The 14,102-nt window shown below is 31.2% G+C and carries 14 protein-coding genes; 12 read left to right on the top strand and 2 right to left on the bottom strand.

Annotation, left to right across the window (positions count from 1 at the left end; genetic code table 11):
* The first annotated feature begins 48 nt into the window (after positions 1 to 48).
* The 3 genes from ACFHWD_RS09180 to ACFHWD_RS09170 all read left to right on the top strand — a co-directional run bounded on the left by ACFHWD_RS09180 (position 49) and on the right by ACFHWD_RS09170 (position 4,291).
* Positions 49 to 756: a response regulator transcription factor gene (locus ACFHWD_RS09180; RefSeq protein ID WP_150356006.1), complete on the top strand. Its 708-nt coding sequence runs from the start codon at positions 49 to 51 to the stop codon at positions 754 to 756.
* Positions 725 to 2,257, top strand: a complete 1,533-nt coding sequence (locus ACFHWD_RS09175; protein WP_150356007.1) for a HAMP domain-containing sensor histidine kinase — start codon at positions 725 to 727, stop codon at positions 2,255 to 2,257. Before ACFHWD_RS09180 ends, ACFHWD_RS09175 begins: the two co-directional genes overlap by 32 nt.
* A 141-nt stretch (positions 2,258 to 2,398) precedes the next feature.
* Positions 2,399 to 4,291, top strand: coding sequence for an LTA synthase family protein (locus tag ACFHWD_RS09170; protein WP_150356008.1), 1,893 nt, complete (start codon positions 2,399 to 2,401; stop codon positions 4,289 to 4,291).
* Between the two features lie 84 nt (positions 4,292 to 4,375).
* On the opposite strand, the gene ACFHWD_RS09165 is transcribed toward ACFHWD_RS09170, so the two are convergent.
* A complete protein-coding gene (locus ACFHWD_RS09165; protein WP_179977605.1) occupies positions 4,376 to 5,209 on the bottom strand; it encodes a methyl-accepting chemotaxis protein in 834 nt (277 codons plus the stop codon).
* Between the two features lie 395 nt (positions 5,210 to 5,604).
* On the opposite strand from ACFHWD_RS09165, the gene ACFHWD_RS09160 reads away from it, so the two are divergent.
* From ACFHWD_RS09160 to ACFHWD_RS09140, 5 genes are all read left to right on the top strand, one after another.
* Positions 5,605 to 6,093: a metal-dependent transcriptional regulator gene (locus tag ACFHWD_RS09160; RefSeq protein WP_150359089.1), complete on the top strand. Its 489-nt coding sequence runs from the start codon at positions 5,605 to 5,607 to the stop codon at positions 6,091 to 6,093.
* Between the two features lie 83 nt (positions 6,094 to 6,176).
* Positions 6,177 to 6,446, top strand: coding sequence for a hypothetical protein (locus tag ACFHWD_RS09155; RefSeq protein WP_179977604.1), 270 nt, complete (start codon positions 6,177 to 6,179; stop codon positions 6,444 to 6,446).
* A 75-nt stretch (positions 6,447 to 6,521) separates the two neighbouring features.
* A complete protein-coding gene (locus tag ACFHWD_RS09150; protein WP_150359012.1) occupies positions 6,522 to 7,016 on the top strand; it encodes a MogA/MoaB family molybdenum cofactor biosynthesis protein in 495 nt (164 codons plus the stop codon).
* A gap of 18 nt (positions 7,017 to 7,034) precedes the next feature.
* Entirely contained in the window at positions 7,035 to 7,511 is a 477-nt protein-coding gene (gene moaC, locus ACFHWD_RS09145; RefSeq protein ID WP_150359013.1) for a cyclic pyranopterin monophosphate synthase MoaC, read from the top strand.
* Between the two features lie 31 nt (positions 7,512 to 7,542).
* Positions 7,543 to 7,980: an MOSC domain-containing protein gene (locus tag ACFHWD_RS09140; RefSeq protein ID WP_150359014.1), complete on the top strand. Its 438-nt coding sequence runs from the start codon at positions 7,543 to 7,545 to the stop codon at positions 7,978 to 7,980.
* Positions 7,981 to 8,054: 74 nt separating this feature from the next.
* On the opposite strand, the gene ACFHWD_RS09135 is transcribed toward ACFHWD_RS09140, so the two are convergent.
* Positions 8,055 to 9,074, bottom strand: a complete 1,020-nt coding sequence (locus ACFHWD_RS09135) for an AI-2E family transporter (protein ID WP_378061503.1) — start codon at positions 9,072 to 9,074, stop codon at positions 8,055 to 8,057.
* A gap of 236 nt (positions 9,075 to 9,310) precedes the next feature.
* Here ACFHWD_RS09135 and ACFHWD_RS09130 point away from each other — a divergent pair, with 236 nt between their 5' ends.
* The 4 genes from ACFHWD_RS09130 (at position 9,311) to ACFHWD_RS09115 (ending at position 14,015) form a co-directional block, all read left to right on the top strand.
* Positions 9,311 to 10,123, top strand: coding sequence for an ABC transporter substrate-binding protein (locus ACFHWD_RS09130; RefSeq protein ID WP_150358260.1), 813 nt, complete (start codon positions 9,311 to 9,313; stop codon positions 10,121 to 10,123).
* Positions 10,124 to 10,234: 111 nt separating this feature from the next.
* On the top strand, positions 10,235 to 12,001 hold the full coding sequence (locus tag ACFHWD_RS09125; RefSeq protein WP_150358261.1) for a sigma-54-dependent Fis family transcriptional regulator: 1,767 nt from the start codon (positions 10,235 to 10,237) through the stop codon (positions 11,999 to 12,001).
* 259 nt (positions 12,002 to 12,260) lie between these two features.
* Complete coding sequence (locus ACFHWD_RS09120) at positions 12,261 to 13,532, top strand: serine dehydratase subunit alpha family protein (RefSeq protein WP_378061501.1); 1,272 nt, start codon at positions 12,261 to 12,263, stop codon at positions 13,530 to 13,532.
* Positions 13,533 to 13,619: 87 nt separating this feature from the next.
* Positions 13,620 to 14,015 carry a hypothetical protein gene (locus ACFHWD_RS09115; RefSeq protein ID WP_378061499.1) on the top strand — a complete coding sequence of 132 codons (396 nt, stop codon included), beginning with the start codon at positions 13,620 to 13,622 and terminating at the stop codon, positions 14,013 to 14,015.
* The last annotated feature ends 87 nt before the right edge of the window (positions 14,016 to 14,102 follow it).

Genomic DNA, 14,102 nt, shown 5'->3' with positions numbered 1-14,102 from the left:
AAAATGATTTGTATTTTTAAAATAATATATTTAGGGGATATATATAAGATGAATAGAACTATTTTGATGGTGGACGATGAACAGAGGATGAGAGTTCTCATAGAGGCATATTTGAAAAGAGAGGGATTGAATGTCATTTTGGCGGAAAATGGCCGGGATGCGCTTGAAAAATTTAAGAAAAACCAGGTGGATTTGGTAGTACTTGATATAATGATGCCTGTAATGGATGGATGGGCAGCCTGTAAGGAGCTTAGAAAAATTTCAAATGTTCCAATAATTATGCTTACTGCTAGAGCTGAAGATGAAGATCAACTTTTGGGATTTCAATTGGGTACAGACAGTTATGTTACCAAACCTATAAGTCCTAAAATTTTAGTAGCTAAGGTAAAGGCGCTTTTAAAAAGAGTTTACGATGAAGATGACAGCGTGAGAGAAAATATTTATGGCGGTATTTTTATAAATGAGGAAGGACATGAAGTAAAAGTAGATGGGGAAACCGTATATCTTTCACCAAAAGAGTTTGAACTGCTGTGCTATTTAATAAAAAATAAGAACATAGTCTTGAGCAGGGAAAAAATTTTAGATTCTATATGGGGATTGGACTACTATGGAGATCTTAGGACAGTAGATACTCATGTTAAAAGATTGAGAGAAAAATTAGGAGTAAAGTCCTATTTAATAACTACAGTCAGGGGAATTGGTTATAAATTTGAGGTAAAAAATAATGAAGATAAAAAACATTTTCTGGGAAAATAGATTTATATTAAAGATAAGAAAAAATATAACCTGGAAATTATTTATAATAACCACTTTGGTGTTTATAATTTTTATAAGCAGCACTCTGATTTTTCAATCGTTATTTTTTGGAAAATTCTATATAAATAGGAAGGAAAAAAGTTTACAGAATGAGACACAAAAATTTAAAGCAGTTTATAATAGGGCAAAGGATGAAGATGAAGTAATAGATATTATAAGAAGTTTTGAAGAAGATAATAATGCTAAATTGGTTATAATGGATAAATATGATAAAATAAAATTTATAACAAAATTGAACAATGAAAATTATGATGCGGTTAGAATAAAGATAATAGATGATATTATAGTAAAATGGGCAGAAAATTCTAACCTTTTAAATGAGATGAAAAAATACAATAAAGCTGTAACTGTAATTACTGATAGAGAAATCTATGGGAGAAAAAATATCCTCACGGCTGTTCCAGACAATAAAAAGGAAGAGATAATATTTGCAGTGACTTCACTTCAGCCGGTGGATGAAGCATCTTCCGTAATAAAAGAATTTTATATATATTTTTATATAGGTGCAGTAGTATTAATACTCATGCTCTCTCTTATATATACAAATATGGTATCAAAGCCTCTGGTTAAGTTAAATGATACTGCAAAGAAGATGGCGTCACTTGATTTTTCGGAAAAATGTGATATTAAAAATGAAGACGAAATAGGAAATTTAGCAAATACTATGAACTTTTTATCTGATAACTTAGATAAAGCTTTAACTTCACTTAAAAAGGCCAATGAAAAATTGGAAAAAGACATAGAAAGGGAGAGGAGAATAGAAAAAGTTAGAAAAGAATTTGTGGCTTCCGTATCTCATGAACTTAAAACTCCAATAAATTTAATAGAGGGATATGCGGAGGGGTTAAAGGATAATATATTTAAAGCAGATGAAAAGGACTATTACATTGATGTCATAATAGATGAAAGCAACAAGATGGCAAATCTGGTAGCAGATATGCTCAATTTATCTCACCTTGAATCCGGTACGATTAAATTGGATAAGGAGATATTTTTTATGGATGAACTCATAATTTCTGCATCCAGAAAATTTTTAAAGATTATAAAAGATAAAAATATAAGAGTCGATTTTAAAATGCTGAAGAATGTTAAGGTGTATGCTGACTGGAATAAAATGGAACAGGTTATGGTCAATTTTACTACCAATGCTATAAAAAATACAGAAGAGAGTGGAAATATAAACTTTTCCATGACAGAAAGTGGAAATGAGGTTATTATATCTGTAGAAAATACTGGAAAGAATATACCAGAAGAAGATATGGATAAGATATGGAACAATTTTTATAAAATAGATAAGTCCAGAAACAGGGAATTAGGCGGTACTGGCATTGGTCTTGCCATAGTTAAAAATATATTGGAATTGCACGGTTACAAATATGGTGTAAGAAATACAGATAAAGGGGTTATATTTTATTTTGTTATGCATAAAATACATGAATAAGAAGCTTTTATTAATAATAGATTATGAATTTGTTAACAGAATGTTAAAAAACCTGTCATTTAAGTGTCACGTAAATGATATAAAATATAATCTAAGATCTAACTTATATTTAAAGTGATTGCTTAGAAGAGAGGAAATAAAATGAGGTTTATACATGTTAAAAACAGAAGAATGTTTGATGGATTATTTAATTTATTGGCTAATAATATAGATGTTATTTTATTTTTTAGCATAGTTTATGTAAAACTTATCTCCTATGAAAAGAGCATATCTTCAGGCTATATGGACAAGTCTGTGATTTTCCCAATAGCTGCATCAATATTGATATTAATAAGTTTTTCATTTCTTTTTAAAGAAAAAAATAGGACTAGTTTTTTATACATAGTCGATATTGTGTTAAGTGCAATACTTGTGGCAGATTTGATGTATTATAGATATTTCAAGGATATAACCACAGTGGCTGCTATAAGGAATGCTAAATTATTACAGGGAGTGTCATCAAGTGTAGGCAGTGTGGCTAGTGCAAAAGACCTTTATTATTTTTTGGACTTGTTTATTTTACTTCCTTTAGGAAGAATTTATAAAAAGAGGAGAAAAAATTCGAAGCCTCTACCTAAAAGAATATTGAGCTTTTTAATAATATTTGCATTGGGAATTGGAATAAATGCCGGTGTTTTTTACAGGGTTTCTAAAGAACAGCCTACACTGCTTACAGCTATGAGCAATAGAATATATTTAACCAATATGATAGGAAATATAGATTTTCATTTGGTAGATTCTTATAATTATATAAACAATGCTGTAAAAAATTCAAAAGACTTGCCTGAGGAAAGGGTAAAAGATATCAAAGCATTTTTACAGAAAAACAATAGTTCTACGGAGGAAAGTAATTTTAAGGGCATAGGAGAGGGAAAAAACCTGATAGTGATTCAGGTAGAAGCACTGCAGGGTTTTGTGATAAATCAAAAGGTAAATGGTCAGGAAATTACCCCAAATTTGAATAAATGGGTAAATAAATGCATGTATTTTGACAATTACTATTATCAGGTTGCAGGAGGAAATACATCAGATGCAGAGCTTATGTCCAACAATTCACTTTACCCAGCACAGTCCGGGGCTGCCTATTATACTTACAGTGGTAACAAATATGATTCCCTGGCAGCTGCACTGAAGGATAAAAATTATTATACTGCAGCTTTACATGGTAATAGTGAGGGATTTTGGAACAGAAATGTTATGTATAAAGCTCAGAGTTTTGACGATTTCTTTGGGGAACATAGTTTTAATGTAGATGAAAAAATAGGATTAGGGTTAAGCGATAAATCCTTTTTAAATCAATCACTGGAAAAAATGAAGAATTTCAAACAGCCCTATTATTCTTTTTTAGTCACATTAACGAGCCATTTCCCCTATGAAGCAGTAGATAAATATGGAGATTTTAATGTGGGCGAATATGAGGGAACATTTATTGGAAAATATTTAAAAGCCATACACTATACAGATGCACAACTTGGGAAATTTTTAGATAATCTTGAGAAAGATGGGATAATGCAAAACTCTATTATAGCCTTGTATGGAGATCATTTTGCCATTCCCAAAGACAATGCCCAGCAGCTTTTTAAATTTGGAAATGAAAGCAGCAGCGATGATTATACCTGGTTTAAATATCAAAAAGTACCTTTATTGCTTCATTTTCCAAATGATGAGTATGCAGGGGTAAACCATAGGTATACCTGCCAGATGGATTTATACCCTACACTGGCTAATATGTATAATTTACCCCAAAATTATATGTTTGGTAAAGACATGCTAAACGGAAACAGCCAGAAAGTTATTTTTAGAAATGGTTCTTTCATAGATGGACAAAACTTATATGTATCCTGGTCAAACACTTACTATGATTTGAAATCTGGGACTAAAGTAAATGAGACAGAAAAACTGAAGAAGGAAAAGGACGAGTATACAAAAGAACTGCAGTATTCGGATGATCTGCAGAATCATAATCTGATAAGTGAGTTCAGCCAAAAAAAATGAAAATGGTATTGCAGTAAGTAAAAAAATAAACCACATCATAGTTAATTTTTCTATGATGTGGTATTTTATCTGCTATATTCCGTTTTAATAATTGTTGGCGATATCTTTTAATATTTGAGAACTGGCTGAGAGTTCTTGTAAAATGGCATTTATGTCTTCAAATTTTGAAACTTCATCGTTGAAGGTACCGTTTATACTATTCATATTTTTGTATATATCCGATATGGAATATTGAATCTTTTTTAAAATCTCGTCAATTTCTTTTAGAGAATCTGAACTGGAAGAGGATAGCTTTCTAATTTCATGGGCTACTACATCAAATCCCTTACCATATTCCCCAGCCCGGGCAGCTTCTATAGAAGCATTTAGGCCAAGTAAATTAGTTTGATTGGCTATATTTTTTACAAACGCCAATATTTCATCTGTTTCACTGGATTGATTTTTTGTATCTTCAATGCTGCTCTTTATGCTGCTGTTAGTTTTTGCCATAGCTTGTATATCTATTGACATGCTGTTGGTAGATTCACTGATTTTAGATAATGCATCTGAAAGAGATTGTGATAAATTAGATATTTTATAACTTCTGCTTAAATCTTTTACTATTGCGGCAGATCCTACTACTATACCCTTATCATCTATAACTGGAATGGACGTGGATTCAACTTCTTTCCCGAAAATTTTTTCTGGAATTCGTTCTGTGGCAATTTTTTTGGATTTCATTGCAGTGTAATCAGAACCTGAATTTGTTATTTTATCGCCAGGTTTTACATTTAAATTGAATTTTTCATTTCCAAATATATATGTATATTTTTCAGTGTCAGAAGTGGATATCAAGATGTCCTCTTTGAAAAAATTTTGTAAAAAAGGAGCTATGGAGGTAAATGCCTCTGATTGCTTAGTAGTAAAAAAAGTTTCCATTTGATTGTATTCCCCCTAGATATAAAGTTAGATCGTCTTGTAATTATGATTATATCATATTATATAGATATGAAGATAATATTTTAGTAAAACTGTATTAATTAGTATATGTAAAAAATTTAAAGCATATTATTTATAAATAGTACATATATAATTTTTTATTTTAATGGACATATTTTATTTATGAATTATTTAGCCGGCTGTAGTGGGGAGGAGTTTCATTTTTGAAACTGAAAAATCAGTTATGTTGATAGAAAATATATTACAGATCATTTTTGTTATATTTATATGTATTATACCTTTGAGTTTATTAATTCTGGTGTGGTGTGATGTAAGAGAATTTATTGAAGAAATACGGAATATTCATAAAAAATAGCAATTTGTAGGAGAATAATATGACAGATGGAGATTTTTTTACTTTTAGTGAATATATGAAAAAGGAATATGATGTTTTGACAGCATCTATGGAAGATTATCTTGAAATGACTTATAGATTAGCTTATAAAGAAGGTTTTACAAGGATTCATGAACTGGCAAAGGCCTTGAATGTGCAACCTCCTTCGGCTACAAAGATGATTCAGAAACTTGCTGAGTTAAAATTTATAAAATATGAGAAATATGGTATAATAATTCTCACAGAAGAGGGCAAGAATATGGGACAGTATTTGCTGAACAGGCATAATATTGTGGAAAGTTTTTTAAAAGTTATTGGCATATCGGAAAATGTATTAGAACAAACAGAAAAAGTGGAGCATACCATAAACAATCAAACTATAATGCATTTAAAGGATTTTATAGACTTTGTGCATACAAGACCTGATGTAATTGAAGATTTTATAACCTTTAGAAATAAAAGAGCTATCTTAAATAAGAATTCTAAATGAAAGATACAATACTTTATTAAAACTTATTTTATGATATAATCAATTTATAATAATAATTATAAAGGTATAAAGGGATGAGTAATATGGATTTTATATTTAAAAATTTTTCTTTGGTTTGCAAGGTTTTGTTGGCATTAGCTGCTGTATTTATATTCATAAGGATAATACCTTTAGTTGTGATAACTGGTGTTGCTGTATTTGCTTTCTTTAAGGTGAAGAAATATTTTAAAAATAGAAAAATAGATAAATTCAGGCATAAAAACGTAAATAATATAAGAAAAAAGGAAGATATACCTTTTGACATCTCACGTGAGAAAATTGTAGATGTGGATTATGATGAAATTAAAAAATAGCCAATAATAAATAAGAGAATGTTATGATTTTAAGGATTAGCTGGGAAAGGAGCTGAAAACCTTTTAGGTTATACTATGATAGAAACTGCTGTAATTACAATAAGTGATAAGGGGTCACAGGGGAAGAGAATCGATAAAACTGGACCTGAAATAAAAAATATTTTGGATAAGTCTAAATACAACATTGTATATTACAAAATAATACCTGATGAAATTGAGGATATAGAAAGTGAATTGTGTTATGTTTGTGATGAGCTGAAAGTAAATTTAGTACTTACAAATGGTGGGACAGGCTTTTCACCTAGAGATGTTACTCCAGAGGCTACTTTAAAAGTTATAGAAAAAAATGTGCCGGGAGTAGCAGAGGCTATGAGAATGAAATCTATGGAGATAACTCCAAAGGCCATGCTTTCCAGATCAGTGTGCGGCATAAGAAAAAGTACATTGATTGTAAATCTGCCTGGAAGCCCTAAGGGGGCAGCGGAGAATCTTCAATTCATATTGCCTGCACTACCCCATGGTATTGACATATTGATGGGCTGGGATTCTGAATGTGGTGAGAGAAAATGAAGAAAGGGAGAATAGCTTATGGAGTTGACACATATAAATAAACAGGGTAGAGCGAGAATGGTAGATGTAAGCGAAAAGGAAAATACAAAAAGATATGCGGTAGCTATAGCTTCCGTATATATGAAAAAAGAGACATTATCCATTGTAGCAGAGGGAAAGGCAAAAAAAGGTGATGTTTTATCGGTAGCCCAGGTGGCAGGGATTATGGCCGCAAAGAATACTGCCAATATAATTCCAATGTGTCATTCTTTAAATATAACAGGGTGTGACATAAAATTTACACTGGATTTTGAAAAGTCCAAAATTGACATAGAGGCTTCTGCAAAAATTTCTGGAAAAACGGGAGTTGAAATGGAAGCATTGGTGGCAGCCAGTACAGCAGCTCTTACCGTATATGACATGTGTAAGGCTGTGGACAGGGGAATGGTAATATCGGATATAATGCTTGTTGAAAAAAGTGGAGGTAAGTCTGGTCTATTTAAAAGAAAACTTTAAATATGTTCTGTAGGAGATGAAGAAAGAAACTATGGCAAAGGTTGTTTCGGTAAACATAAGTGAAAAAAAAGGAGAAATAAAAAAACCTATAGGTAAGGGATTATTCAGGCAAAATAATGGATTGGAAAATGACGCTCATGCTGGAAATTGGCATAGACAGGTAAGTCTACTTGGAAAAGAGAGCATTGATAAGATGAAATCCCTCGGAGTGAAAGGTTTATCCAGTGGAAAATTTGCAGAAAACCTTACTACGGAAGGTATCGTTTTATATGAACTTCCAGTGGGAACTGTACTCAAAGTAGGGGAAGTGCTTTTGGAGATTACACAGATTGGAAAAGAATGTCACAGTGGATGTGCCATACGTAAACAGGTGGGGGATTGTATCATGCCCAGAGAAGGTGTGTTCGCCAAAGTAGTTAAAGATGGATGGATAGGTGAGGGAGATCCTATAGATTTAGTTAAAAAGTAAATGAGTAAAAAAGATGGATTTTTCCAGAAATTATTTTTCGGAAAAATCCATCTTTATTTTATATATGGAAATTGCTATTCGTCAGTTTTTACACCTAGAAGATTCAATATGAAAATAAACAGGGGTATACCTATGAGAAGACCCCATATACCCATAAGGTGTTCAGAAACTATCAGCACTATAAAGGTAAAAAATATAGGAAGCTGTACTTTAGAAGACATCAGTTTAGGATTCAAGATATAGCTTTCAATAGCATGAATTATTGCAATCATGATCAATACATATACCACTTTAGTAAAGCCGCCTATGCTGAAAGCAATAATACACAATGGAATAAGGGATATTATCACTCCGGCTATTGGTATTAAGCTCAATATGAATATCATAAAGCCAATAGTTACCAGCTGAGGAAAATTCAATATGGAAAGCATTATTATAGATACAATGGTATTGAAAAAGGCTATTAAGATCTGAGCCTGAATTACCTTACCAAAAGTATTTAAAAAATTTTCCCCAAAGAAACATAGATATTCATATAATCCAGATATCTTACTGTGTTTGAATTTTTTTAAGAAGGAAATAATTTTATGTTTTTCTAGCATAAAAAATAAACTGAGCATTATGGAAATAAAAGTGTTAAGACTCCATTTTCCTATATTTGCAGCAAGCTGTATAGATATATTGAATCCTGATTTCAAATAACTTTTTATATCTATTTCACTTAGCATGTTTATTAAATAGCCTTGGACCGTATTTGAATAAGATTTCGAATTTATTTGAAAATCTGATATATTATTTATTATATATTTTGTCTGATTTATAAGCTGTGGAACTAATTTTACAACAATTAATACTATGGATACAAATAAGAGTGTATATAAAATTACAGTAATAAATTTCTCTTTTGCTACAGTTACTTTATGGACCTTTTTTAATATCAGATTTTGAAGGCTGTTCATTATATAGGAAAATAAGAAAGTAAGTAAGAATATGTCAAACACGGATTTAGACCAATAGAAAAAGAGAAGTATAGCAATAAAAAAAAGTATTCTTTTTATGGAATCTTTTGAAAAAAAATCTTTTAGGGAACTCATATCATATCTCCTTGGTATATATTATATAGTATGTATAAAGCATATAATGTATTAATAATAACCTTTTAAAGGAATATTGTCTATATAATATTATAAAAATTATCCTATGGAAATTTCAAGTGATATTTAATAAAAAATTATGGTGAATTAAAAAATATAAAAAGGTTTTGAAATTTATTATTGAATATTTATAATATATAATGTATAATTATAAAAAAGTAATTGGGGGGAAAAGCATGAGAAAAATAGGTATAATAATATTAAGTGTAATTATGGTGTTCGCACTTTTTACAGGCTGTGGCTCAAACAGTAAATCTAGTAATAATGAAACAGATAATTCACTTCAGAGAGTGAAAGATTCTGGTAAACTTTCTATAGGATTAGATGATTCCTATCCACCTATGGAATTTAGAAATGATAAAAATGAATTGGAAGGATTCGATATAGATTTGGGGAAAGAACTTGCTAAAAAGTTGGGAGTAAAATATAATCCTGTAGTTACAGATTTTAATGGAATAATTTTAGCATTGCAATCCGGAAAATTTGATGCCATATTAGCTACATTGAGTATAACCGATGAGAGAAAAAAGAATATAGATTTTGTAGGACCATATATCAATGGAGGACAGATAATAGTAGTTAAATCCGGAAACAAATCCATGAGCACTAAAGAGGATTTGAAAGGTAAAGTAGTTGGAGTTCAGCTTGGAAGCACGGGAGAGCAGGCAGCAGGGAAAATAGAAGGTATTAAAGAAATTAAGAAATATGACAAGATAACGGAAGCTTTTCATGAAGTCAATATAGGCAGAGTTGATGCTCTCATATGTGATTCTGAGGTAGGTGAATACTATGTGGCAAAGGACAAGGTAAATTACACTGTACTTAAAGATAAACTTACTAAAGAGCCCGTTGGAATAGGTGTAAAAAAGAAAGATAAAAAATTACAAGAGGCTTTAAATAAAGCACTGGATGATCTTAAAAAAGATGGTACATTATCTAAGCTCTCCATAAAGTGGTTTGGACACGATATATATAAAGAGAGTAATTGATATTTAAAGAAGGATAAAAGCTGCAGATGCACTTTTATCCTTCTTTAATATGTTATAAAATAAAAGAAATAGGATAGGCAATGTTAAATTTGAAAAGGAGGGAAACTCTCTGTGATAGAACAAATAAAAAATGATTTGCAGGATATAGCGGAAACTATCAAGGCAGTAATAGACATTGATATCACTATTATGGATAGAAGGCTTTTGAGAGTGGCAGGTACTGGAAGACTCAAAAAAAAGATTGGATTGAGTGCACCTAAAAATTCCGTGTTCGAAAAATGTTTAAAAAGTGGAAAATCATATTTTATTGAAAATCCAGGAGGTTGTACTGAATGTATAATTTGTGAAACAAAGACTCAGTGTGATGAAAAGGCAGAAGTATGTTTCCCAATAATCATAGATGGTAGGGCAGAAGGTATTATAGCCATGATAATATTTGATGAAGATAAAAAGGAAATGTTTTTAAAAAAAAGGGATAGCTATAAAAATTTTGATAGGAGGATGGGAGAACTTATTTCTTTTAGGATAAAGGAAAAAAATATGCATCATAAATTGGAGTATAAATCTACCGAACTTTTAACTATAATAGATTCTGTAAATGAGGGAATTATAACTATAGACAGTAATAATAGAATATTGAATTTAAATAGATATATAAAAGAAAAATTTAAGTTAAAAGAAACCTATCTTATAAATAAGGATGTAAGTAGAATTATACCGGAAAAAATAGTAAATAAATTCCAACCCAATAATTATTATATAGAGGAAGAAACTGTAACTGTGGATTTTAATAAATCGAGATTTAATTTTTTATTATCTGTGAGACCCATAAATTTTGATAAAGGGATATATGGTGCAGTAATAACTTTTAAGGATTTTAACAAATTGCAGCAGTCTGTATTTAAGATGGACGGAAAGAATTCCATGTTTAGATTTAAGGATATAATAGGAAGCAGCGATGTTTTTGTCCAGGTTAAAGATCAAGTAAAGCAAGTGGCCAAAAAGGATATGCCTGTTTTACTTCTGGGTGAAAGTGGCACTGGAAAAGAATTGTTTGCAAGGGCTATACACTATGAGAGTTATAGAAAAAATGAGGTGTTTATGCCCATAAATTGTGGTGCTATACCTGAAACGTTGATGGAAAGTGAATTATTTGGATATGAAAAAGGAGCTTTTACCGGTGCAAGTAACAGCGGAAAGATGGGTAAATTTGAGATAGCGAAAGATGGAACTATATTTTTAGATGAGATAGGAGATTTGCCCCTTCACATGCAGGTGAAGCTTCTGAGGGCGTTAGAGGAAAAAGAGATTGTGCGAATAGGCGGCATAAGCACTATAAAGGTAAATCCTAGAATAATAGCGGCTACTAATAAAGATTTATACGGCATGGTTGAAAAAGGACAGTTTAGAGAAGATCTTTTTTACAGGTTGAATGTGATTCCAATAAGGATACCTGCCCTCCGGCAAAGGGGAAATGACATATTAGAGCTTTCGCAGTATTTCTTAGATAGATATAATAATATATATGATAAAAATATAAGAGATTTTTCTGAAAAAGTGAAAGAAATGTTTTTAGAATATTCCTGGCCTGGAAATGTAAGAGAGCTTCAAAATCTTATAGAATATGCTATAAATTTTGAAAAGGGAAGTATTATAACTTCTGAAACTATAAGGAGAAGGACAGGAAAATTTAATGACAGGGTTGTGGAAAATGAAAGCCTTAGGGATATGGTATTAAAATATGAGAGGGGGATTATAAATAGTTTTATAGAGAAGTATGGTTCAGATACCGATTCGAAAAAATTAATAGCTAAAAAGCTAAAAATAAGTACAGCTACTTTATACAGAAAAATAGGTGACGAGAAGTATCAAAAATGAGAATTAATTATCATTTTTGATATGTAAAGTAAATTTAAAGCAATAGGAGATAGAGGATGCATATGACGAATATACATCCTCTATATTTTTATCATTATTGAGAATTAATGTGTATAATATGGGTTAAAGTACTGGCATGAAAAGTGCTGATAATATTTAATAAGAGATTTTCTATATAGGATTTACAGCTTATGGGCTATGATATACATTCATCTGTATAAAGTATATAAATATTTAATTGTAGAGGAGGTTATTATCTGTGAAAGATTATGAATTGTTAGTAAATATATTGAGAGATCAAGTAGTGCCGGCTTTAGGCTGTACGGAACCGACAGCAGTAGCTTATGCTGTTGCCAAAGCCAAGGAAGTTTTAGGGGAGGATATAACTGGACTGGAGATATATGTGGATAGAAATATATTTAAAAATGGTAAAGAGGTGGGAATACCTGGTACGGATAAAAAAGGTATTTTGACAGCAGCAGCTCTATCTATGGTCATAGGTAAATCGGAATATAAATTACAGGTATTAAAGGATGTTTCAGATGAAAGCTTAAAAAGTGCACTTGATATAATAGATAGGAATATGATTAAATTAAACCTGAAAAAGGATGTAAAAGGTCTATATATAGAAGTAATTGCAAGAAAAGGCAGAAATTCTTCCAGAGTTATCATAAGAAATAGTCACTTAAATATAGTGATGATTGAGAAAAATGGAACTCAAATTTTTTCAAAAGATAGCGGAAATAACATTGCTGATAAGCCATCTTTGAGAGATAAGATCAGAGAATTTACCATAGAAGATTTTAAAGATTTTGTGGATAATGTCTCTTATGAAAAAATAAAATTTATTGAAGATGGGATAAATATGAATGAAGAAATAGGGAAAACAGGTCTAAAATTGGATCTTGGAATAGGTATCGGGCATTTATTCAATAACAGCTCTAATGCAGAGCAGTATGCTAAGGCCATTACATCTGCTGCTTCGGAAGCAAGGATGTCGGGCTATCCTCTCCCGGTAATGAGCAGTGCAGGAAGTGGAAATCATGGATTGGTGGCTATACTTCCTATAGCTATAATTGGAGAAAAAATGGGAGTTAAAAGGGAAAAGATAGTTAGAAGCGTTGCCTTAAGTCATCTTGTAACTATTTATATAAAAAGCTATACGGGAGCACTTTCGCCAGTTTGCGGATGTGGGGTAGCAGCTGGTGTAGGAGCTAGTGCAGGACTTTCTTATTTAATGGGTGGGAATCTAGCCCAAATAAAGGGAGCCATTAAAAATATGATTGCAGGAATAAGCGGAATGATATGTGATGGTGCAAAGATTGGATGTTCCTATAAATTGGCCATATCCGTAAATGCAGCTTTAGATGCAGCTAAGATGGCAAATAGAAATATCTTTATACCGTCTCAAGATGGCATACTGGATGAATCAGCGGAAAAAACCATACAAAATTTAGGAAGGATATCTGTTGAAGGAATGGCAAATACAGATGGAGTGATTTTAGATGTAATGATGAAAGAATGTAAATAGTGTAAAATTATTCTCCAATTAGATATTTTATGGTAATATTAAATTAAGGAATAGGGAAAGGTTTTATAAAAAGGAGATGTAAACGTTATGAATACAAACAATAATTGTCCAGAGAAGATCACGTATGGATGGGATAATTTTTCTAAGATCCTAACTTTTATTGGATGCATTTTCTGTTTACTTACTGCCTATGAAGCTTTTTTAGGATTGCTTATGATATCGTATGCTTTTTGGAGAAGCCGATCTAAAAATGTTATGAAAAGAACTAGAGAAGAAAGGTCACTGCTGAAGTTTTTAAATGATGTGTTTCGTGTTATCTATAATATTAGGCATGGTAGAATATCTCTAAAAAATTTGAGGTTGAAGAATAGAAAAAGATATAAAAAATGTCCTAGATGCGGCAATCTTATCTTGTTGAAAACTACAACTAAAGATAATGTGCTATCATGTCCTAAATGCTCTTTAAAATTTAAGGCAAAATAAAGTGATTCTTAGGCTCAGGTGGAGTTTTCTAATAAGGAATACTTTTCTCCACCTGAACCTCAGCAGAACTTATCCAGGCGCGTAGCA

The organism is Clostridium sp. MT-14, from assembly GCF_042436595.1.
GTDB lineage: Bacteria > Bacillota > Clostridia > Clostridiales > Clostridiaceae > Clostridium_B > Clostridium_B aromativorans.
Note: the sequence above shows the minus strand (reverse complement) of the source record. Positions and strands in the feature narration are given on the sequence as shown.

Excerpts from the sequence above, each read along its gene's own strand:
- ACFHWD_RS09115 (WP_378061499.1), top strand. The coding sequence starts at position 13,620 with ATGAATACAAACAATAATTGTCCAGAGAAGATCACGTATGGATGGGAT.
- ACFHWD_RS09175 (WP_150356007.1), top strand. The coding sequence starts at position 725 with ATGAAGATAAAAAACATTTTCTGGGAAAATAGATTTATATTAAAGATA.
- ACFHWD_RS09180 (WP_150356006.1), top strand. The coding sequence starts at position 49 with ATGAATAGAACTATTTTGATGGTGGACGATGAACAGAGGATGAGAGTT.
- ACFHWD_RS09140 (WP_150359014.1), top strand. The coding sequence starts at position 7,543 with ATGGCAAAGGTTGTTTCGGTAAACATAAGTGAAAAAAAAGGAGAAATA.
- ACFHWD_RS09155 (WP_179977604.1), top strand. The coding sequence starts at position 6,177 with ATGGATTTTATATTTAAAAATTTTTCTTTGGTTTGCAAGGTTTTGTTG.
- ACFHWD_RS09130 (WP_150358260.1), top strand. The coding sequence starts at position 9,311 with ATGAGAAAAATAGGTATAATAATATTAAGTGTAATTATGGTGTTCGCA.
- ACFHWD_RS09150 (WP_150359012.1), top strand. The coding sequence starts at position 6,522 with ATGATAGAAACTGCTGTAATTACAATAAGTGATAAGGGGTCACAGGGG.
- ACFHWD_RS09135 (WP_378061503.1), bottom strand. The coding sequence starts at position 9,074 with ATGAGTTCCCTAAAAGATTTTTTTTCAAAAGATTCCATAAAAAGAATA.
- ACFHWD_RS09160 (WP_150359089.1), top strand. The coding sequence starts at position 5,605 with ATGACAGATGGAGATTTTTTTACTTTTAGTGAATATATGAAAAAGGAA.
- ACFHWD_RS09165 (WP_179977605.1), bottom strand. The coding sequence starts at position 5,209 with ATGGAAACTTTTTTTACTACTAAGCAATCAGAGGCATTTACCTCCATA.
- moaC (WP_150359013.1), top strand. The coding sequence starts at position 7,035 with ATGGAGTTGACACATATAAATAAACAGGGTAGAGCGAGAATGGTAGAT.
- ACFHWD_RS09170 (WP_150356008.1), top strand. The coding sequence starts at position 2,399 with ATGAGGTTTATACATGTTAAAAACAGAAGAATGTTTGATGGATTATTT.